Here is a 21,096-nt window from a genome sequence, read left to right as displayed (position 1 = left end):
GACTGTAAGCAATTATGTAAGTACTTCTCTAGTACTCAATATGAACTTTCTAAATAAACCGAAGAACTATTTTTATAGGCCACGACTGGATTCAGAACGGAGAAACACACTGCTTTCTGAATTTAATGCACCGTCAATCATTGTAAGCAGCTTCTCCTTATCACGCCCCAACACCCCTTTGAGCACAAGATAATTCGAGGCATGATCACTCCTAAAAATAGTCTTGTCCAAATCAAGATGACTAATAAAGGTTTGCATCTCTTCGATCAACTGACGTTGGTTGCAGAACTCGAAATCATCACCAAACGACTGTACAAACTCAGCCTCACCTTCATGGAAAAACAACACCAAGGTCGCTAAGTAATCGGGCTGAACCGCATTGACCAATCGTGCCGAGTCAATCGCATGCTGGTGGGAGTATCTTGATCCGCCCATACCATTAATGATCATTACGGAAGATTTAATGCCGGCCGCTTTAATCTTAAGCAGAGCATCCTTGGTCGTCTCGAAGGTTTCACCCTTCTCTATCTTCTCAAGAATCTCGTCATTACCGCTCTCAGCACCTACGTACAGAAGTGATAAGCCTAATTCACGTAACTCAGTTAACTCTTCAACGGTGATATTTAGGAGATTACGAGGTAAGCAGTATGCGGAAACTCTAGAAACGCTTGGCAGATACTCTTTGATGACCAGCAAGATCTCTTTCAAGCGCTTAAACGACAAAGCCATTGCGTCGCCATCAGCGAGAAACACCTTTCTAACAGCACCAAGCGTAGCGCTACAACGAATGACCTCTTCAGTAATGTCAGCAATAGATTTAGGACGGAATTTTTTTTGTGGTGCACGATACATTTCACAGTATGTGCACTTATTCCAACTACAACCATTCGTTACCTGCAGGATCAGTGAATAAGCTTCACTTGGTGGCCTAAAAACAGGTTCGATATAATTAATTGGAGGATATTGAAACATTCTGATCCGCCTTATTGAAAAGTCGGTAGAAATTATCAGTAGTTTGCTGAGCAACTACATCAATGGAAACACCCTTAAGATCCGCGATACACTGAGCCACTTCTACCACATACTTAGGTTCATTCTTCTTACCTCGATGCGGTACCGGTGCTAGATAAGGCGCATCAGTCTCGATAAGGATTCGCTCTAGAGGGATCTCTTTAACAACATCACGCAACTCGCTTGCATTGCGGAACGTGGTGATGCCAGAGAATGAAATATAGTAGTTCATATCTAAGGCCGCTTTAGCCATGTCTAAACTTTCGGTAAAACAGTGCAGCACGCCGCCGGATTCCTGATTACCATGAGCCTTAATCATATCCAGTGTATCTTGCCGAGCGTCTCGCGTATGAACAATAACAGGAAGCTTTAACTCACCTGCAGCAACGAGATGAGTCTCAAAACTTTTCTGCTGAGCTTCTTTAGTATCTGTTTGATAGTAATAATCCAGACCTGTTTCACCAATAGCGATAACTCTCGGCTGAGAGGCATGCTCAATTAGCTCTTGAGCGCTGACTTGCTCTTCTGCCGCAGATAAAGGATGGATACCTACCGAAGCAAACACATTTTCATGCGGCTTTATCAGCTCATACATTGAAGGAAATTGCGACATTGCGATAGATACACAAAGCATCGCATCGACCTTACGGTCAAAAGCTGCCTGAAGCATATCTGAAAAATTATTATCGTAGGGAGACAGGTCTAACCTGTCCAAATGACAGTGAGAATCGATGAACATAAAAATAATCTAGATGGGCAAGGTACAGACTAACAATAAAACTACAGTGCGTTAGTTTTACGCTCAGAATTTAATGTACCGGCCAGATAGGTCTCTATTTTGTTTACAAGGGTAGAATCATCAGCAGAGAGTTGAATACCAATACCTGGTGTTCGACCACCTTGTGCGCCTTTTGGGGTAACCCAAATTACCTTCCCTGTAACCGGTATTTTGTCGCCCTCATCCATTAATTCAAGCAACATAAACACCTCTTCGCCTAGATGATAAGAGCGTAGAGTAGGAATAAATAATCCGCTATTAGTGATGTACGGTAAGTAAGCCTCGTATAGCTCTTCTTTTGTCTGAATATTCAAAGACAAAATGCCATGACTTAAACGTGGTACAGCTACCATATTGAACCTTTATCCTTAATTGAGCAGCGCAGCCCATTCCAACAGTATATTTTCTAACAATAACTGCTTATTAGGGTTTTGCCTAAGCATTATTGCCCTGCGCTCTTCGTGTACTTTATCCGCTAATTTAAAGATTCTAACTGGGTTGGTTTTTTTAGCAACCGCATTCAGCATATTACGCGCATCATCCTGCCTTAATAACTCAGGACTTTGACATACCGAACCACGAGCAGCATCAGACAACAAACTGTAAAACCACCCTAGCAACATCTCTAAATCAAGCTTTTGCCAAGATTGAGCAACCTCAAGCGCCGTTCTTCTTTGTTTAAGTATATCCGCAAGTCCGCGAATTAGCTGTGCTCGATGCTCATTTAGACCTTTTTCTATATAAGATAGAGCCTCTTTAGGCGCTCCACGATTGATATGCAGTATGCTTTTAGCCTTCTCCGCATCAATTTCAGCAGCAGCCATTAGCCAGTTAATTGCATCACCCTCAGATGGATTATGGCATTCCACATGCTGACAACGGCTCTTAATGGTCGGCAATACCTGCCCCATTTTAGAGGTAACCAACAAAATAATCGTGTCGGAGCCGGGCTCTTCTAACATTTTCAAAAGCGCATTGGCAGAAGCGACATTCATAGCATCGGCAGGATCGACAACCACTGCACGATAACCGCCTTGCTGTGCAGTACTGTAAATGAATTCCCCTAATCCACGAACCTGATCAACCTTTAACTGCTTACCCTCTTCTTCTGGAGAGAGAATAAAGAGATCGGGGTGACTACCGGCGGCATTAAGGTCACATGACTTACAGTGACCGCATGCTCGGCCCTGCACAGGGCTTTGACATAGGAGAGATTGCGCAAACGCTGTAGCAAAAGCCGCTTTACCAATACCTGGCATACCATGAATTAATAATGCATGCGGCAAACGGTTTTGATCGTGTAGCTGGCCCAAATGAGCGAATCGCTCATCGAACCACGGAAACGGCTTTAACAGTTCAGACATTTTCAGAGCCCATAAAAGTATTTACAGCACCTAAAATTTGAGCCTGTACTTCTGGAATACTCTTAGACGCATCAATTACGCTAAAACGATTAGGCTCAGCTTCAGCTCTGGATAGATACATGTTGCGAACTTTATGGAAGAAATCTAACTTTTCCTGTTCGAAGCGATCAGGCTCACTTCTTTGCGAAGCACGTTGTAAGCCGATTTCCACATCTAAATCCAAAAGCAAAGTCATATCAGGATGAAGACCATGCTGAACAATTCGCTCTAGCATCGCGATATGCTCAAGATCTACATCTCTACCACCACCTTGGTAAGCATAAGTCGCATCTGTAAATCGATCGCTTATAACCCAAGCGCCACGCTCAAGAGCAGGACGAATCACATTTTCGATGTGCTGTGCACGCGCCGCAAACATCAATAACAATTCTGTATCTTCACTAACACGCTCATCACGAGGCGATAGAAGTAGTTCACGCAACTCTTCTGCTAGCGGTGTTCCACCTGGCTCACGGGTAAGAACAATTTCTATTTCGCGATCACGTAGCAGCTGGCACAAATATTCAATATTTGTTGATTTACCAACCCCTTCAGTGCCCTCAACAGTGATAAAGCGACCTTTAACGCTCGTATTCATAATTCTGGATCCTATGGCGAAGAGCGATAATCTTTACGACGCGTAAGCTGATAGCGTCTTACCGCATTGTTATGCTCTTTCAAAGTCGCTGAAAAATAATGACTGCCATCGCCTTTAGCAACAAAATAAAGTGCTTTACCCTCTGCAGGATTAAGCGCGGCTTCAATTGCTTCTCTACCAACCATGGCGATAGGTGTAGGCGGTAGCGCCGGTATTACATAGGTATTGTAAGGTGTCGGCTTTCTTAGATCTTTACGGCGGATATTACCTTTGTATTCATCTCCCATACCGTAAATAACGGTTGGGTCAGTTTGCAGGCGCATGCGTTTATTCAATCGACGGACAAACACACCAGAAATGATCGGACGCTCATCTGCTCGCGCTGTTTCCTTTTCAACAATAGAAGCCATAATCAAAGCCTCATAGGGAGACTTGTATGGCAGTTTGCTGTCACGCTTATTCCATTCAGCCGCTAAGATCTTTTGCATCATAGCGTTAGAACGTTTTAATACAGCAAGTGCCGAACCGTTCTTCTCGATACTAAACGTCTCCGCTAGGAACAAACCTTCTGGGTGTTTTTCAGAAACACCGAGCTGTTTAAGAAGCTCTTCTCTACTTAAATGACTAACATCATCATTAAGGTATTTATGCTCACTAATCGCGTGCATCATCTCTTTGAAATTACTGCCTTCAATGATCGTAAAGCGATAATTTTTAGATACGCCAGATGTGATCACCTTTAAAAATTCAACAGGTGTTAAATCGGCTTTTAACTCATATTCACCAGCTTTAATCTTATTCGCCAGACCAGATTGGCGGCCGTAGATCTTGAAATAATGGCTGTTAACTTCACCATAACTTTCTTTAAGATCTGCAACTACTCTATTGAAACTACTACCCTTTTTAACTTCAAAAAGAGTTTTTTCTTTAACAGGAAGTGATGCATTAAGGAAAGCATTGTAATCATTCCATAACCAATAAGCCCCTACCGCAGCCGACACGAATAGGACAAATAAAACAGTTAATATCTTTTTCAACAACTCATTTCCTTAGATAGCAATAATTGCAGATCTCTGGTGATGGGACCGACACTTAAAGACTTGCCATCGATTGTTATAACCGGCCAAATACCGATTAGACTGTTACATATAAAAATTTCGTCAGCACTTTCAAGTACCGATTCAGGGTAATCCCCTTCGACAACCACAAGAGATAACTGATCAGCTAACTCGATCAGGCGATCACGCATAACCCCCTTCACACCACTTCGATCTATTTTTGGTGTATAGAGCATGCCTTCATTGACCCAGAAAAGATTACTCATGGTGCCTTCAATGAGATTCCCATCTAGATCGGATACAAAACCTTCAGCTATATCTGGATCAGACCACTCAGATCTTGCTAGAACCTGCTCTAGCCTATTTAGATGCTTAATCCCTGCCAATGCAGGATTAAGACCTAATCGCTGCTGACAGAGCCTTACAGAAACACCTTGCTGTCTTTGCTGAGTAAAATTGGACGAATCCGCAAGACTAATGATACGCGTAGGCACGCAAGTAGCAGGAAGCTTATAGCCCCTTTCACCTAAACCTCGTGTCACTGTTAGCTTTAATGTTTGATTGCCGCAGAAGTTTAAGGCTTGAATGTCTTTCTTTACGTCATCAATTGTCCCTTGAGGGAATTTCAGGCGCTCCAAACCAAGCTGTAAACGCACTAAATGCTGATCGAACAAGTGTGGCTTACCATCGATTACAGCAATGGTTTCAAATAATCCATCGCCGTAACTTAGACCGCGGTCATTTATAGATACCTGATCGGCTAAAACGCCATTAATCCAGTACTTAGTCATAAATCAGATCTGACGGAATACCAAGGTTCCGTTGGTTCCACCAAAACCAAATGAGTTAGAAAGCGCTGCTTTTATCTCACAAGGTTGAGCAGTATGAGGAACGTAATTTAGATCGCATCCTTCAGATGGGTTATCTAAATTGATTGTAGGCGGGGCCATTTGATCTCTGATTGCCAAAGCACAGAAAATAGCCTCAACAGCACCCGCCGCACCCAACAAATGACCAATCATAGACTTAGTCGAACTCATTCTTACGTTATCAGCAGCCTCACCTAAAACAGATTTAGCCGCATTAGACTCTGCAATATCACCCGCTGGCGTAGATGTACCATGAGCATTGATATAATGAATCTCTTCTGGAGCTACAGAAGCATCATTAATAGCGTTTTGCATAGCCAAGGCTGCACCCGCACCGTCTTCTGGCGGTGCTGTCATGTGATAAGCATCATCACTCATCCCAAAACCTGCTAATTCGCAATAAATTTTGGCACCACGCGCTTTAGCATGTTCGTATTCTTCGAGTACAAGTACGCCTGCACCGTCTCCAAGCACAAAACCATCGCGGTCTTTATCCCATGGGCGACTGGCTGTTTCAGGAGAATCATTACGCGTTGATAACGCTCGTGCAGATGAGAAGCCGGCAATACCTAATGGCGTAGTAGCCATTTCAGCGCCGCCAGCCAGCATTACATCAGCATCGCCATACTGGATCATCCGCATTGCCTGACCAATATTGTGCGTACCAGTAGTACAAGCGGTCGTAATAGCAATATTAGGGCCCTTAAGACCGTATTTGATCGCTAGGTTGCCACCGATCATATTGATAATACTGCCCGGTACAAAGAATGGTGAAACACGTCTAGGCCCCGTTGTATTAAGGATATCAACGTTTTTCTCGATCATCGGTAAACCACCAATGCCTGAGCCTATTGCGCAACCGATACGCGGAGCATTAGAGTCAGTCACTTCTAATTCCGCATCATCAATAGCTTGCATACCCGCAGCCATACCGTATTGGATAAATAGGTCCATCTTTCGAGCCTCTTTGGCACTCATATACTGAGTAACATCAAAGTCTTGTACTGATGCCGAAAACTGAGTCGCAAAAGGAGAAGAATCAAAGTGAGTGATTGGACGAGCGCCACTCTTACCCGCAAGTAAATTATCCCATGTTTCTGAGACAGTATTGCCAATTGGGGTAAGCATACCGATACCGGTAATCACAACACGTCTACGTGCCATCTTTGATCTCCATATTCCTGCAAGGAAGTTCTAAATAAATCAGAAATTAACAATTCGCCAATTCTAACCGAACTGCTTAAAGCATTAAACGCTTGTAATTTACGGGCAAAAGAAAAGCCGCTCTATCAGAGATAGGCGGCTTTTCGAAATTCTTGCTTGTAGCGAACGATTACTGGTGTGCGTTGATGTAATCGATTGCAAGCTGAACTGTAGTGATTTTTTCAGCTTCTTCGTCTGGAATTTCAGTTTCGAATTCTTCTTCCAGAGCCATTACCAACTCAACTGTGTCCAGAGAGTCTGCGCCAAGATCTTCAACGAAAGAAGCTTCTTGAGTAACTTCTTCTTCTTTAACACCTAGCTGCTCTGCGATGATCTTTTTTACGCGCTCTTCAATGTTGCTCATATCTATTCCTATCTTCTTATTAACACCGCATTCAAGTACGAAATGCGGTAAGAAATTTTATTAAAGCATCCCGGCTTTATCAAGCCAAGATTGTAAATTCATTCTCTACCTGACGGCACATTATCAACAATTGGCAGAAAAAAACAATTCCTTAATACGGGTATTTAACCCATATACATGCCACCGTTGACTTGAATCGACTCACCAGTCACGTAACCACCGCCTTGACTGGCTAGAAAACCAACAACAGCTGCAATTTCTTCCGGTTGACCTAAACGATTCATTGGGATCTGAGATTTAAGCGCATCTTTGTGCTCATCTGCCAATCCACTTGTCATATCTGTATCGATAAAACCAGGCGCAACACAGTTAACTGTAATGTTACGAGAGCCTACTTCACGCGCTAGCGCACGAGTAAAACCTTCCATACCTGACTTAGCTGCAGCGTAGTTAGCCTGACCAGCGTTACCCATAGAGGCCACTACAGAACTTACACTAATGATACGACCCCAGCGAGCCTTAGTCATGCCACGTAAGCAGCCCTTAACAAGACGGTAGATTGAGTTAAGGTTCGTATTCAATACAGAATCCCACTCATCCTCTTTCATGCGCATCAAAATATTGTCGCGCGTGATTCCTGCATTGTTAACCAGCACTTCAACTGTACCAAAATCATCTTGTACAGTTTTTAGTACAGCTTCAACCGATGCGCTATCAGCAACATCCAGTACTAGACCCGTACCTTTAACCCCTGCTTCAGCAAGGTAAGCAGAAATTGCCTCTGCACCCTTCTCGCTTGTAGCTGTACCAACAACCACAGCACCTTGACGACCAAGCTCTTCAGCGATCGCTTTACCGATACCGCGAGTAGCGCCAGTAACTAGCGCAATTTTACCTTCAATACTCATTTATAAATTCCCTGCGCTACAATTATTGACCTAACGCTTTTTCAAGGCCCGCAGCATCACTAATTGCTGCAACACTCAAAGGCTTATGAACTTTTTTGTTCAAACCAGATAGCACCTTGCCTGGACCACACTCTACAGTGCTTTCCAAACCTTGCTCAACCAAACCTTGGATTGTTTTAGTCCAAAGTACAGGACTATATAACTGAGCAAGTAGATTTTCTTTTAATTCTTCAACTGAAGCAGGAATCGAAGCAGTTACATTTTGCACCACATCAATTTCCGGCATGTTGATTTCGATTTTAGATAGCTCTTCAGCCATCTTTTCAGCCGCAGGCTTCATTAGAGCACAGTGTGACGGAACACTTACCGGAAGCGGAATAGCACGCTTGGCACCTGCTTCTTTACAGTTCTCGATCGCGCGATCAACTGCAGCTTTTTCCCCTGCAATAACAATCTGACCTGGGCAGTTGTAGTTTACCGGAGAAACCACCTCACCCTGCTCAGCTTCCTGACAAGCTTTCTCGATAGCATCATCAGCCAGACCTAGAATAGCTGCCATAGCACCGCTACCTGCAGGCACGGCTTGTTGCATGAATTCGCCACGCAGTTTTACTAGATTTACACCATCAGCAAAACTGATTGCACCAGCACAAACTAACGCTGTGTACTCACCCAAACTATGACCTGCAACAACAGCTGGCTTATTACCATTCTGTTCCTGCCATAAACGCCATAGCGCAACACCTGAAGTTAGAAGCGCAGGCTGAGTCTTATCGGTTTGATTAAGATCTTCTTCTGGACCATTCTGAACCAAGTCCCATAGGTCGTAACCTAGAACCTCAGAAGCTTCAGCGAAAGTGTTTTTAATAACTGGATGTGTTTCAGCAAGTTCCGAGAGCATCCCTACTTGTTGAGAGCCCTGCCCCGGAAATACAAAAGCAAGAGTTTGCGACATGATGTCCTCAAATCGTCAATTAATACACGCCCTATGAATCAGGCCAATCGCCGTAGTTTACAACATTCATAGGTAATTAAAACTGTGTGAAGGGTATTAGGTAAGCCTTGCCTCTATTTCGCTGCAAATCTTACGCGGTATATCTTGTTCTATCTCTGCCACAGCTTGATCAAGCGCATACCCAAAGCACTGCTGATTAGCTGATCCGTGGCTTTTAATAACTATTCCTTGCAGACCCAACAAACTCGCACCGTTACGACGCGATGGATCCATCTGCTTTTTCAAATCAGAAAGCACCGGCTTAGCCAATAGCGCAAGAAACTTTCTATAAAGCCCCTGTTTAAAACTCGCTTGTACTTTTTGATTGATTAAGCGCGCTAATCCCTCGCTACTTTTCAGCGCGATATTGCCTACAAAACCATCACAAACAACCACATCAGCATTTCCGGCATAAAGATCATCGCCTTCTATATAACCAACATAGTTCAAGCCACCCTGCTCCTGAATCAAGCGCGATGCCAGCTTAACTTGCTCATTGCCCTTAACTTGTTCCTGACCAATATTCAAAAGCCCTACGCGCGGGCTCTCAATATTATCGACGGCGGCCGTCATGACCGACCCCATAATCGCAAACTGAAGCAAGTGCTCCGCACTGCAATCCACATTCGCACCTAAATCTAAAAGGTAGCAATGCCCTTTAGCTGTGGGCACTGACGAAATAATCGCAGGACGATCTACGCCAGGCAACATTCTAAGAATATATCGACCAAGCACCATTAAGGCACCCGTATTACCGGCACTAACACAAGCTTGAGCCGCACCTTCATCTACAAGCTGAATAGCTTTGTACATTGAAGATTCTTGGCCATTACGAAGTGTTTGAGATGGCTTAGCTGACATAGAAATAGTGTCAGGCGCATGAACAACATCGACACGACAGGCAACATCTGAATTCAGTCCATTAAGAAAGGGCTGAATAACATCACTGTGACCGATAAGTTTTGCTGATAAACGAGAATGACGCGCTAGGGCATCGAGTGTGGCGGGAATAGTAACGCGGGGACCGAAGTCCCCGCCCATCACATCAACTGCAATGGTGTAGTAATCTGACAAGCTTATTCGTCATCCTGCTTGTTGATTACCTGCTTACCACGGTAAAAACCGTCAGCAGATACGTGGTGACGACGGTGAGTTTCACCGGTAGTTTCTTCTACAGATAGAGTCGGGTTACCCAGAGCATCGTGGGAACGACGCATGTCGCGACGGGAACGAGACTTCTTACTTTTCTGAACTGCCATGACTAAATAGCTCCTGGTTCTTTCTATTTGTTGTCGGCTTTCAACTGAGCCAACACACTAAATGGATTCGGTTTTTCGTTTTCTTCTGTCACTGCCTCGCCGAAGGAAGTGTTAATAGAGCAGTCATCATGATAAGCATCATGCGGCAAACTCAGAATCAACTCTTCTTCTATTACAGGCAGTAACTCAATCTCTTCACCCTCAACAATGAGGGGGTCATAACTGCGAGGTAACTGCTGAGCAGCCTCCTCACTGGCCGCAACTCCAAGATTAAAATCTGCCTCTACGGCAACCTCTACTGACTCCAAGCAACGCTGACACGTCATTGTTACATGACCTGTGGCACTGCCTGTGAGAGTTCGAATTCGCTGCTCATCTACTGCAAATTGAAGATCGACATTAAACTCCCCTTCTTTATCGACTAACGCCTGACAAAGATTGGGCATGTCCTTCAGTACAGCTTGGCCTGCGATTCGCACTTCCCGCTCAGCAAGTTTTCGCGGGTCTACTCGTTTAGGTAATGGACCGTTTGACATAAGCGCGCAATTCTAGGGCCCGAAGCCCGTCCTGTCAAAGACTTTGGGGTTTAATTCTACAATAAAACCGCTAATATTTATGCCTTCGCATATTCATGGTCAAAAAATCACATGAGAAATCTAATTTTAGCCTCTAGCTCACCCTTCCGTCGCCAAATTTTGGACAAATTAAATTTGGAGTATTCATGCATTTCACCAGACATTGACGAATCGGCATTAGAGAATGAATCAGCAGAGGAATTAGTTGCCCGCTTATCTGCTAGCAAGGCACAAAAAGTTGCCGAAGAAGCGCCTAACTCATTGATTATCGGATCAGATCAGGTTGCAGTTTTAGGTAATGAGATACTCGGCAAGCCTCATACACATGAGAATGCTGTTACACAATTACAAAAACTATCGGGCAATGCTGTTACATTTTTAACGGGTCTTTCCTTACTTAACTCAGACACCGGCCAGTGCCAAACAGAAGTTGTGCCATTTAAGGTTTATTTTAGAGAGCTCACCACCTCTATGATCGAAAACTATCTGCGCGCTGAAGAGCCATATAAATGTGCAGGCAGCTTTAAATCTGAAGCATTAGGCATTGTACTGTTCGACAAACTCGAAGGCGAAGATCCGAATACACTTATCGGCCTGCCTTTGATCCGATTAGTAAGAATGTTAGAGAAAGAAGATCTAAACGTTTTATAAAAAAACGACCTTATAAACATCAAACACAAAAAAGGAGGGCCAAGCCCTCCTTTTTTATTCTTCTATCACATAAAGTGTTTAACGAAGCTCATGACTTTTCGTATTGACACCCAGCTCAGCAGCAATACCTTTCGCAAAGCTTACACCTAGCTCATCAACAATCTGCTTCCAAGGCTCCTGCTTCGGAGAGTAATCAACCAGCCTCTCAACTTTAATTACTTCTCGTGCAACGTAGCTGGAACTACCTAACGCATCAACCAAACCAAGCTCAATTGCCTGCTCACCACTCCATACTAAACCGCTGTATAGATTTGGATCATCTTTAAGGCGATCACCACGACCTTTACGAACCTGATCCACAAACTGGTTATGGGTTGTATTTAGAACACTTTGCCAGAACTCTTCCTCACCGCTGTTTCTCGGAGAATAAGGATCCAAGAATGCTTTGTGCTCACCCGCTGTATACAAACGACGCTCAACACCGATCTTCTCCATCAGATCAACAAAACCAAAGCTTCCTGCTACAACACCAATAGATCCAACCAAGCTAGCTTTATCCGCATAGATATAGTCTGCCGCGGCAGCTATATAATATGCACCTGACGCACCTATATCTGTGATAACAGCATACAGAGGTTTATCAGGATAAATTGAACGCAGACGCTTAATCTCATCGTAAATGTAGCCAGACTGTACAGGACTTCCACCTGGGCTATTAATGCGTAGTATTACCGCTTTAGCGTTTGGCTCTTTAAACGCCTCACGCAGTGACCAGATGATATTATCCGCACTCGCATCATCGTCTGAACTGATCACACCTTTTACTTCAATAATCGCCGTATGAACCTGCGGTTTTACATCAGTAGCGATATTTTTACCGGCGAAGAAAAAACCCAAAAGCGCGAAAAGGTAAACAAATGTGAGTAGCTTAAAGAAAATTCCCCAACGGCGAGCACGACGTTGCTCTACAAACAATCCATTTAGAGTTTTCTCAATTAACTTCCACTCTTTTTTGCTTGCACCATCTTGTTTAGCATTCTCAACAGCTCGCTCTAGCTTACTTCCAGTTGCTGCTGAAGACTCCTGCTGCTTTGGAGCCTCATTTTGTTCAGATTCATTCCATGGATTATCAGACACACATTTCTCCTGTATCAGGCAAATACACCCTGATTTTCTAACCAATTTTCCAATTCCGGAAACTCATGAACTTCCAAAACCGGGTTATAACCTTTTAAGCGATGCAAATGATGGGCACCGTAACTGACAGCGATAACATCTATACCAGCTTGCCTACCCATCTCTAGATCATATTCAGTATCACCTATCATAACAGCCTCAGAGGCTGAGACACCGGTTTCTTGTAGAATTTCCTCTAGCATTAGAGGGTGAGGTTTTGAGATAGTTTCATCTGCGCAACGAGAGGTTTCAAATAAATAACCTAAACCCGTTTCAGCAAAAACACGATTTAAGCCTTTTCTACTCTTTCCTGTGGCTACAGCCATCCGCATACCTTTACCATGCATCTGCTCTAAACTTTTCTGCGCACCAGGAAACAATGGCGAAGGTGTAGATTCATTACCTAAGAAATAACGACCATAATTCTGTCGCATCAGTTCTATTCCATCTTGATCAACCTCAGGTATTAGAATTTTGATAGCCTCAGGCAAACCTAAACCGATAATATTTTTCACTTCTTCATCGCTAGGGACAGGAAAACCGCTATCTTTCGCCGCCAGCTGCATACAGGAGATAATTTTGGCAGCAGAATCGATGATTGTGCCATCCCAATCGAAAATGAGTAGTTTGTACACTCAAACCTCTTAACTTATTTATAAGAAAGGAATCTATGTTTATATAGAAGAAACAATAAAGATCAAGATAAAGGCCAAGATCAATGAAACAGTCAGCTTAATAGGCTTTACTTAAGCTAGTTCTTGCTTTGTAGCAATCGCATAACGTATATTTTGCAGACATTTTAAAAAAGCCGACCTTTATGCAATTAAGTCGATTTACAGATTATACCCTTCGCGTTTTATTTTATGTTTCTACTAACGATGACCGTCTAGTAACGCTGGCTGAGATAGCAAGTTACTACGACATTTCTGTAGAACACCTCCGTAAAGTCGTACACGCCCTGTCTAAAGCGGGCCACTTAGACACTTACCGAGGGAAAAAGGGCGGTATAAAACTAGCTAAGCCACCAGCAGAAATTAATATTGGTGAGATTGTTGCTGACGCAGAAGGAAGACAGCCTCTGATTAACTGCGGCCAACAGCGATGCCGACTAACAGGTTTTTGTACTCTTCAGCATGTACTAGACGATGCTCAAAAAGCCTTTATGCAAGTCCTAGAACAGTACACACTGGCCGATATGCTTAATAACGACGCTATGCGCAAAAGCTTAATTGTGAGCAAAGCAGATTAATTAGCCATCGCCATGGCTAATTCTTCTTTCTTATAATTGAGCTCCAGCCAAGGGAACAGATTGCGCTCTTCAAATCGTACATGTTCCTTTAACAGCTCACCAAAACGATTTACCACGCTTGAATCATTTCCACCCAGCATGCTCAATAATTGCTTATGATCTGCAACAAGGCGATCAGCTAGTGACTCTCCTTCACCTACGAGCAATGGCAACAAAGCACGCTCTTCTTGATCAAAATGAGGCTTTAATTCTCTGTATAGAACTTCTCTTTTAGCCTGCCAGTATTCATCAACCTCTCTTTCAGCTTCTTTTCTTAAGTCATTGATATGTTTAACAGTAACTAAAGCTTTATGATGATCATGACTTAGTGGAATTAGTGCCTCTACTCTTTTCATACTTTTTCTACCCTCACAATAATTTGCTATGTATCCATACAAGATCATTTAACAAATCTGCAAATAAATTTTGTAATTTTTCAGCTTTATTCGAACAATCTCTTTATAATGTATTTAATATACATTATATTGTTTATTGATTCATTACAAATACATTTTATGTGAGGACTTATGGTTATTTGGAGCAATACAGAGTTAGTTGTCTACTCCCTGGTGCTAGGTATGATCTTATTTAAGTTCTGGACTGTATGGCATGTATCCAAAAAAGCCCAAGCCACTATCGAAGGGCGAATGATTTTCTTATGGGGAATTGTAGGAATGAGCACATTTGTTTTACTTGCCAAGACTTACATTTCTTACCAAATGAGCACTATTTAAAACAAAAAAGCCCGCTATAAGCGGGCTTTGAAAACACACTAACTGAATTAGTCTTCAGTAAGCTCAAGTTTTTCAGCAGAAACAAGCACGCCGTTGTTGTCTGCATATACGTACTGACCTGGCTTGAATGTAACACCACCAAAAGTAACGTCTACGTTTAGCTCACCAAGACCTTTCTTTTCAGTCTTCATTGGGTGGCAACCTAGCGCCTGTACACCAATATCTAGATCGCTGATTGCGTTAACATCACGGATGCAACCGTAGATGATAATGCCTTCCCAGCCATTTTTTGTTGCTTTTTCAGCAAGCATATCGCCAAGCATTGCGCGACGCATAGAAGCACCACCGTCGACAACAAGCACTTTACCTTCACCAGGTAGAGCAACCTGCTCACGAACCAAAGAGTTATCTTCAAAAGCTTTTAGAGTAACGATTTCGCCACCGAAACGCTCTTTACCACCAAAGTTACCGAACATTGGCTCAACAACCTGTACCTGGTCTGGGAACTGATCACACAGTTCTGGCAAAAGATCTTCCACAATATGCTCCTTAAACTGGATAACTGCACCTAAGAACAGGTGCTCTCAAATTCTAAAGGAGGTATATTCGCCGATTCATTGTGCAATTGCACTACTCTTTTGGGCTAGGATTGAAAATGAGTTTAATTCTTAATAAAACAAGCTCTCTGAAAGCGACGATAGCTATCAGTACATTTGTATTTCTAGTTGGCTGTAGCCAAAAACAACATACATTTTGCATTGATAATACTGACAATTGCTCTCTGCCTACCCCTCCTACGCTCAGTCAATCAGCCCCAATCACGAAAAACAACAAGCAAGAAGCGCTAGTTACGCGAGTAGAATATAATCCCTCAGCAGCGATACAGTCACAAGAAACTACCAGGCACAATAAAAATTCCGCCCAAAATTCAGTAAAAGTAATTGAGCATATCCGTCTACCTGCTCCAAAGGATACGCGCAATGCAAACCTTACACTTGATGATGAAAAGAACAGTAGAATAAGTACAAATGACATATACACCATACAACTGGGTGCTTATAAATTAGAATCCAGCCGACAGACTGCTATCTCTAGTCTTGAGAATAGCGAAAGCTTAAATTTATATAGCATGACCAATGGCTACCTAGGCCTTTCGTATGGAAGATATGAAACGCAATCTGAAGCTCTAGAAAAAGCAGCACAACTTAGAGAACGAGGATTTCAAGATCTCTACATTACAAAAGCTCGTTAAACAAAAAACGCAGCTTTAAGCTGCGTTTTTAAGTTAGAGTTGATAATTACTTATCCTTCAATAGGCTGAGCAATTTCTGAATCGGATGCGGCAATTGTAGATCATCAATACGCTTAACCTGACTACGGCACGAGTAACCTGTCACAAGTAAGCGATCTTTATTTTCTGGGTTATTTACCACTTCAGACCAGCTCAACTGGTAGATCTCACGGGATGTCTCAACGTTCTGAGTTTCATGGCCGTATGTACCCGACATACCGCAACAGCCCACTGCCTGAATATCCAGTTTTAACCCCATCGCTTCGTAGATCTGTTGCCACATACGAATACTAGGCGCAGCATTGGTCTTCTCAGTACAGTGTGCCATCAGCTTAAATTCAGTTGTAGAGCGGCTAGCTAGATCAAAAGTGCCCAGCTTATCTTGTTGATTGCTCAACCACTCTTGAATCAACTGGACTTTTGGCAGATCTTTCTCCGGAATTACATAACCGTATTCCTGACGGTAAGTCAGCGTCATTGACGGATCTATACCGATCATTGGTACGCCAGTGTTATCTAGCTCTTTTAGCATCGCACTGTTAGATTCAGCTGCTTTTTCAAATGCTTTCATAAAGCCATGCACATGCAACGGTTTACCATTTGGTTTGAATGGCGCCAATAGAACATGGAACCCAAGCCCAGAAAGCAAATCAACAAGATCCAACACCAGCTGCGTTTCAAAGTAACTTGTAAATGCATCCTGTACGATGATTACAGCATTACTGCGATCCTCTTCACTCAAACTCTTTATTAGCTGCGGTGAAGCGAACTCAATACCACGCACCTTCATGCCAGAGATCAGACTATTGGTACAGATGGTAGGACTATCGACCATACCTGCATGCTTACGGAAGATCGCTTTAAGCGCCTTATTCTGCATCGCCCAGTTGTATGGCGCTGGGAACTTAGACAACCAAGGAATCATGTATTCTAAAGAGCCCACCATGTAATCCTTTGCAGGACGTAGGTAGCGACCGTAGTAGACCTCCAAGAAGCGCGCACGGAAATCTGGAACGTTAACCTTAATAGGACACTGACCAACACAAGACTTACACGCCAAACACGCCATCATGGATTCGTGTACTTCATGAGAGAAGTCGTACTCTTCCTCTTTTTTCTTGACTAGGGTGTTTTTGATGCGCTTTGGTAGAGAAGCGATAAAGGAGCTCCCTTTAACACGCTTAGCTTCTTCAACAAGATCCGTACCATTTTGCTCCATCAGGCGTAACCATTCACGAATCAGTGAAGAACGACCTTTAGGCGAGTTAATGCGCTGACGGGTACCTTTCCATGAAGGGCACATCGCGTCATTTGGATCGTAGTTAAAGCATGCGCCGTTACCGTTACAGAACATGGCCTCTTTATACTCTTCACGCGTTTCTGAACTGATTTGGCGATCAAATTGGCCACGCGTCGGTACTTCATCGATCTTAAGTAGCTCAGCACCATCGATTGCTGGCGTAGCGATTTTACCCGGGTTCATTTGGTTGCGTGGGTCAAATCCACCTTTGATTCGTTGTAGCTCAGGATACAACTCACCAAAGAACTCGGGCGCATATTCAGAACGAACTCCTTTACCATGCTCACCCCACAACAGACCTTTGTATTTAACAGTAAGCGCTACCACTTCATCCGTGATATCACGAATTAAAGGTTCCTGTAGCTGATCTTTCATATCGATAGCTGGTCGTACGTGCAGTACACCCGCATCAACGTGACCAAACATACCGTACGCTAGGTCTCGATCATCCAGAACCTTACGGAACTCCATGATGAAGTCAGCAAGGTTCTCGGGTGGTACCGCAGTATCTTCCACGAATGGGATCGGACGCTCTTGCCCCTTAGCGTTACCTAGCAGACCAACAGCCTTTTTACGCATAGCCCAAACTTTATTGATCTCACCGGCACCATAAACAACAGAGAAACCAAAGCTCTTACCAGCCTGACCCGCAACCGATTTAAGATGCTCTTCTAATCGCGCCACATCGGCTTTTAGAGATTCCTCATCATCGGATGTGTACTCAACTAGGTTGATACCACTGATCTCCGGCTCACCTTCTTCTTGCGGAAAATAGGCACTCACCGTGTCCCAGATAATATCGCCCATCGCAAGATTAAGTACTTTAGAATCAATGGTTTCTATGGATGTTGGGTTCCACTCCATTAAGTCTGTAGCGTCACGTAAAGATGATTCAAAACTATCGTACTTAACGTTTACCAATGCAGCGAACTTAGGAATTGGTAGAACATTCAACTTAGCTTCAGCAATAAAAGCCAAAGAGCCTTCACCGCCACACAATACCGAATTTAGATTAAAACGCCCTTCCTCATCACGGATATGCGCAAGGTCATAACCTGTAAGGCAACGGTTTAGTTTAGGGAACTTGGCATCGATCAGGTCTTTCTTCTCGGTGAAAACTTCATCCACCAATCTGTGCACTTCACCAACACGATCATCGCGCTGCTGTATCTCAGCCAGCTCTTCATCAGAAATCGGCTTAGAGTTCCAAAGCTCACCACCTAAGAACACCGAATTGAGCTCAAGTACATGGTCACGTGTTTTACCGTACATCACCGAGCCCTGACCACTGGCATCAGTGTTGATCATACCGCCGACTGTTGCACGGTTACTGGTAGATAGCTCCGGTGCAAAGAAGAAACCATATGGTTTTAGTGCACGGTTAAGTTGATCTTTTACAACACCGCCTTGAACACGAACCCAGCGCTCTTCAGCATTGATCTCCAACACCTGATTCATGTGCTTAGAGACATCAACAATCAAGCCATCTGTTAGCGACTGACCATTTGTACCTGTACCGCCACCACGAGCACTCAGCTTTACTTCGGCAAAGCGGGACTCGTCTGCTAATTTAGCAATCAGAACCAAATCATCTGTAGATTTCGGGTACAACACACCCTGAGGCAGCATCTGATAGATACTGTTGTCTGTCGAAAGAACGATACGGTTTGCGTAATCCTGATTCAGATCGCCGGCAAAACCTGCTTTCTGTAACGCTTCGATAAACTGAAGGTAAATAGCTTCGGTAGTTTCGACTTGGGAAAGACGAGGGATCATAATACTGCCTCTATAAATGAACGTACTTCAAGAGCAGTGCTCAATTGCTCTCATGCAGTCAAATGCTCAATTTGTGATATTGGGCGCAATAATGCAGAATTATCATTTATCAATCAAACGATAAAATCCAATAGATTAATCGATAATGACGAATAATATCTCCATTCGACATCTACGCGCATTTGTTGAAATCGTTGCTTGCGGCAGCTTTACCCGTGCAGCAGATAACCTGCACCTGACCCAATCAACTCTTACAGCAACGATAAAACAGCTTGAAGATCAAGCCGGTTTAAAACTCCTAGACCGCACTACCCGCCGCGTTTTGCTAACCGGTGAAGGCGAAAGCTTTCTTCCTGTGGCAGAAAAATTGATCTCAGATTTTGATACTGCCTTTAATGACCTACAAGCCACCGCGACACAACAACAAGGCCAAGTGGGTGTAGCTGCGTCTCCGTCAATGATTGGTCGTGTACTGCCTTTGATAATCAAAACTTACCACCAGCAATATGAAAAGATAGGCATCTATCTTCGAGATGACAACGCAGGCGGTATAGAACAGCGAGTGCTCGAGAATGAAGTGGACTTCGGAATTGGTGGTAACCACTCTAACCAGTCAGAACTTAAATACCAGCCAGTATTGAGCGATCGTTATGGCGTCGTTTTACCACTCGACCACCCTTTAGCAACATTTAAAGAATTAGATTGGAGCCAAGTTAGTAAGCTTGACCAAGTTCACCTAACTGAAGACACTGGCACACGCACACAACTTTTAAAACTACAAAAAGAGAATAACCTGGACCTAAAACTACAAGGCGCCTTAATTGAGGTATCAACCCCAGCAGGCTTAGCGGAGATGGTTAAGACAGGTATTGGCATATCCCTTTTACCTGCCCTTGCAGCGAGTACCAACGCTTTTGATCAATTAGTCTTTGTCCCGCTGGCGAATCCAACGCTAAAACGCGAGATCTGCATTATCACGAGAAAAGGTCGAGCTTTAAGTCCTGCAGCTGAAAGCCTGCTTAAGCTTATCACCAGCCAATTTGAAACTGCGAGTCTGCCAGAGTTTGTCGAGATTAATTAAGAGAAGGTATTTAGGAGCAACTTATGAATCTTCATAATTAGAGAGCTCGATAAGATTACTGTCAGGGTCTCGCAAATAAACCGAGACAATCTTACCTAAAGCCCCTGTACGAACCACTGGCCCTTCGAGCAAAGTCACATTGTGATCTAGCAGATGCTGAATCACCTCATCGATCGGCTGCTCAACGATAAAACATAGATCCGCACTCCCAGACTGAACTTGATCAGCTTTGGGCTCAAATTCATTGCCGAGTTCGTGCAAATTAATTTTTTGATTACCAAAAGCAAGCGCTACACGATCTCCCTTAAAGACAACCTTCTCCATACCTAACACCGCAGTATAAAACTCTACAGCGACATCTATGTCTTTCACGGTTAGGACAAGGTGATCAAGACGCTCAATCTTCATAACACTGACTTCTTTAAGTCTTATCAATCTTCATCTTGCATTGCGAATGAGAAGATCCCAGCTTCAAGCCCAGCTAAACGAGCAACAATACATGACTCTTCTTCATCTGTTAGAACCAATGAATCCTCATTGGGAGTGAAGAAATACTTATCCTTAAACACATCAAACTGAATCTTACCGAGGATACGACCTGTCTGACTAATACAATCCAGTTCTTGCTCAATTGGAAAGAACAAAACCATCAAACACTACCTTTCATAAAACTTCTTTGCGCGGATGATAAGCCTTGATAAAGCTATACTCAATGCAGTCATGTTCTGTTGTATCAAATCGCTCATACCTTGTTCAAAGCATAAACAGGAAAAACAAAA

At 43.4% G+C, this 21,096-nt stretch carries 25 protein-coding genes; 4 read left to right on the top strand and 21 right to left on the bottom strand.

Features of this window, described 5'->3' with window-relative positions; all coding sequences use genetic code 11:
- Positions 1-72 precede the first annotated feature (72 nt).
- The 14 genes from ACMXYU_RS08050 to ACMXYU_RS07985 form a co-directional block, all read right to left on the bottom strand.
- On the bottom strand, positions 73-972 hold the full coding sequence (locus tag ACMXYU_RS08050; RefSeq protein WP_415901053.1) for a radical SAM protein: 900 nt from the start codon (positions 970-972) through the stop codon (positions 73-75).
- Positions 950-1,750: a TatD family hydrolase gene (locus ACMXYU_RS08045; RefSeq protein ID WP_415901052.1), complete on the bottom strand. Its 801-nt coding sequence runs from the start codon at positions 1,748-1,750 to the stop codon at positions 950-952. The genes ACMXYU_RS08050 and ACMXYU_RS08045 overlap by 23 nt, the downstream gene beginning before the upstream one ends.
- A 41-nt stretch (positions 1,751-1,791) precedes the next feature.
- Positions 1,792-2,142, bottom strand: a complete 351-nt coding sequence (locus tag ACMXYU_RS08040) for a PilZ domain-containing protein (protein WP_415891390.1) — start codon at positions 2,140-2,142, stop codon at positions 1,792-1,794.
- A gap of 15 nt (positions 2,143-2,157) precedes the next feature.
- Positions 2,158-3,153 (bottom strand): DNA polymerase III subunit delta', encoded by a 996-nt coding sequence (locus ACMXYU_RS08035; protein WP_415901051.1) that lies wholly within the window; start codon positions 3,151-3,153, stop codon positions 2,158-2,160.
- Complete coding sequence (gene tmk / locus ACMXYU_RS08030; RefSeq protein WP_415901050.1) at positions 3,146-3,790, bottom strand: dTMP kinase; 645 nt, start codon at positions 3,788-3,790, stop codon at positions 3,146-3,148. The genes ACMXYU_RS08035 and tmk overlap by 8 nt, the downstream gene beginning before the upstream one ends.
- Before the next feature lie 11 nt (positions 3,791-3,801).
- On the bottom strand, positions 3,802-4,827 hold the full coding sequence (mltG, locus tag ACMXYU_RS08025; RefSeq protein WP_415901049.1) for an endolytic transglycosylase MltG: 1,026 nt from the start codon (positions 4,825-4,827) through the stop codon (positions 3,802-3,804).
- The gene (gene pabC, locus ACMXYU_RS08020; protein WP_415901048.1) at positions 4,824-5,639 is read right to left on the bottom strand and encodes an aminodeoxychorismate lyase; all 816 of its coding nucleotides are present in this window, start codon (positions 5,637-5,639) and stop codon (positions 4,824-4,826) included. The genes mltG and pabC overlap by 4 nt, the downstream gene beginning before the upstream one ends.
- A 3-nt stretch (positions 5,640-5,642) precedes the next feature.
- Positions 5,643-6,881 carry a beta-ketoacyl-ACP synthase II gene (fabF, locus tag ACMXYU_RS08015; RefSeq protein WP_415901047.1) on the bottom strand — a complete coding sequence of 413 codons (1,239 nt, stop codon included), beginning with the start codon at positions 6,879-6,881 and terminating at the stop codon, positions 5,643-5,645.
- 169 nt (positions 6,882-7,050) lie between these two features.
- The gene (acpP, locus tag ACMXYU_RS08010) at positions 7,051-7,284 is read right to left on the bottom strand and encodes an acyl carrier protein (protein WP_007019607.1); all 234 of its coding nucleotides are present in this window, start codon (positions 7,282-7,284) and stop codon (positions 7,051-7,053) included.
- Positions 7,285-7,448: 164 nt separating this feature from the next.
- Positions 7,449-8,192: a 3-oxoacyl-ACP reductase FabG gene (gene fabG / locus ACMXYU_RS08005; RefSeq protein WP_415891384.1), complete on the bottom strand. Its 744-nt coding sequence runs from the start codon at positions 8,190-8,192 to the stop codon at positions 7,449-7,451.
- 22 nt (positions 8,193-8,214) lie between these two features.
- Complete coding sequence (fabD, locus tag ACMXYU_RS08000; RefSeq protein WP_415901046.1) at positions 8,215-9,147, bottom strand: ACP S-malonyltransferase; 933 nt, start codon at positions 9,145-9,147, stop codon at positions 8,215-8,217.
- 96 nt (positions 9,148-9,243) lie between these two features.
- Entirely contained in the window at positions 9,244-10,260 is a 1,017-nt protein-coding gene (gene plsX / locus ACMXYU_RS07995; RefSeq protein WP_415901045.1) for a phosphate acyltransferase PlsX, read from the bottom strand.
- A 2-nt stretch (positions 10,261-10,262) separates the two neighbouring features.
- On the bottom strand, positions 10,263-10,445 hold the full coding sequence (gene rpmF, locus ACMXYU_RS07990) for a 50S ribosomal protein L32 (protein WP_007019603.1): 183 nt from the start codon (positions 10,443-10,445) through the stop codon (positions 10,263-10,265).
- A gap of 23 nt (positions 10,446-10,468) precedes the next feature.
- A complete protein-coding gene (locus ACMXYU_RS07985) occupies positions 10,469-10,981 on the bottom strand; it encodes a YceD family protein (RefSeq protein ID WP_415901044.1) in 513 nt (170 codons plus the stop codon).
- 111 nt (positions 10,982-11,092) lie between these two features.
- Between ACMXYU_RS07985 and ACMXYU_RS07980 the strand changes: the two genes are divergently transcribed.
- A complete protein-coding gene (locus ACMXYU_RS07980; RefSeq protein WP_415901043.1) occupies positions 11,093-11,671 on the top strand; it encodes a Maf family protein in 579 nt (192 codons plus the stop codon).
- A gap of 78 nt (positions 11,672-11,749) precedes the next feature.
- On the opposite strand, the gene sppA is transcribed toward ACMXYU_RS07980, so the two are convergent.
- Both sppA and ACMXYU_RS07970 read right to left on the bottom strand, forming a co-directional pair.
- Positions 11,750-12,808, bottom strand: a complete 1,059-nt coding sequence (sppA, locus tag ACMXYU_RS07975; protein ID WP_415901042.1) for a signal peptide peptidase SppA — start codon at positions 12,806-12,808, stop codon at positions 11,750-11,752.
- 14 nt (positions 12,809-12,822) lie between these two features.
- The gene (locus ACMXYU_RS07970) at positions 12,823-13,482 is read right to left on the bottom strand and encodes an HAD-IA family hydrolase (protein ID WP_415901041.1); all 660 of its coding nucleotides are present in this window, start codon (positions 13,480-13,482) and stop codon (positions 12,823-12,825) included.
- Positions 13,483-13,664: 182 nt separating this feature from the next.
- On the opposite strand from ACMXYU_RS07970, the gene ACMXYU_RS07965 reads away from it, so the two are divergent.
- Positions 13,665-14,096 (top strand): RrF2 family transcriptional regulator, encoded by a 432-nt coding sequence (locus ACMXYU_RS07965; protein WP_415901040.1) that lies wholly within the window; start codon positions 13,665-13,667, stop codon positions 14,094-14,096.
- Here ACMXYU_RS07965 and ACMXYU_RS07960 read toward each other — a convergent pair.
- Positions 14,093-14,491 (bottom strand): hemerythrin domain-containing protein, encoded by a 399-nt coding sequence (locus tag ACMXYU_RS07960; RefSeq protein ID WP_415901039.1) that lies wholly within the window; start codon positions 14,489-14,491, stop codon positions 14,093-14,095. The genes ACMXYU_RS07965 and ACMXYU_RS07960 overlap by 4 nt on opposite strands.
- Positions 14,492-14,916: 425 nt before the next feature.
- Entirely contained in the window at positions 14,917-15,408 is a 492-nt protein-coding gene (gene rraA, locus ACMXYU_RS07955) for a ribonuclease E activity regulator RraA (RefSeq protein WP_415901038.1), read from the bottom strand.
- 116 nt (positions 15,409-15,524) lie between these two features.
- Between rraA and ACMXYU_RS07950 the strand changes: the two genes are divergently transcribed.
- On the top strand, positions 15,525-16,121 hold the full coding sequence (locus ACMXYU_RS07950; RefSeq protein WP_415901037.1) for a hypothetical protein: 597 nt from the start codon (positions 15,525-15,527) through the stop codon (positions 16,119-16,121).
- Positions 16,122-16,167: 46 nt separating this feature from the next.
- On the opposite strand, the gene ACMXYU_RS07945 is transcribed toward ACMXYU_RS07950, so the two are convergent.
- Positions 16,168-19,236: an FAD-binding and (Fe-S)-binding domain-containing protein gene (locus ACMXYU_RS07945; RefSeq protein ID WP_415901036.1), complete on the bottom strand. Its 3,069-nt coding sequence runs from the start codon at positions 19,234-19,236 to the stop codon at positions 16,168-16,170.
- Between the two features lie 145 nt (positions 19,237-19,381).
- On the opposite strand from ACMXYU_RS07945, the gene ACMXYU_RS07940 reads away from it, so the two are divergent.
- Entirely contained in the window at positions 19,382-20,317 is a 936-nt protein-coding gene (locus tag ACMXYU_RS07940) for a LysR family transcriptional regulator (RefSeq protein ID WP_415901035.1), read from the top strand.
- Positions 20,318-20,338: 21 nt separating this feature from the next.
- Here ACMXYU_RS07940 and ACMXYU_RS07935 read toward each other — a convergent pair whose 3' ends face one another.
- A complete protein-coding gene (locus tag ACMXYU_RS07935; RefSeq protein ID WP_415901034.1) occupies positions 20,339-20,725 on the bottom strand; it encodes a VOC family protein in 387 nt (128 codons plus the stop codon).
- Between the two features lie 23 nt (positions 20,726-20,748).
- Positions 20,749-20,967, bottom strand: a complete 219-nt coding sequence (locus tag ACMXYU_RS07930; RefSeq protein WP_415884577.1) for a hypothetical protein — start codon at positions 20,965-20,967, stop codon at positions 20,749-20,751.
- Positions 20,968-21,096 lie beyond the last annotated feature (129 nt).

It is taken from the genome of Neptuniibacter sp. QD48_11, assembly GCF_047778095.1.
GTDB lineage: Bacteria > Pseudomonadota > Gammaproteobacteria > Pseudomonadales > Balneatricaceae > Neptuniibacter.
This window is presented reverse-complemented; position numbering and strand designations above follow the sequence as displayed.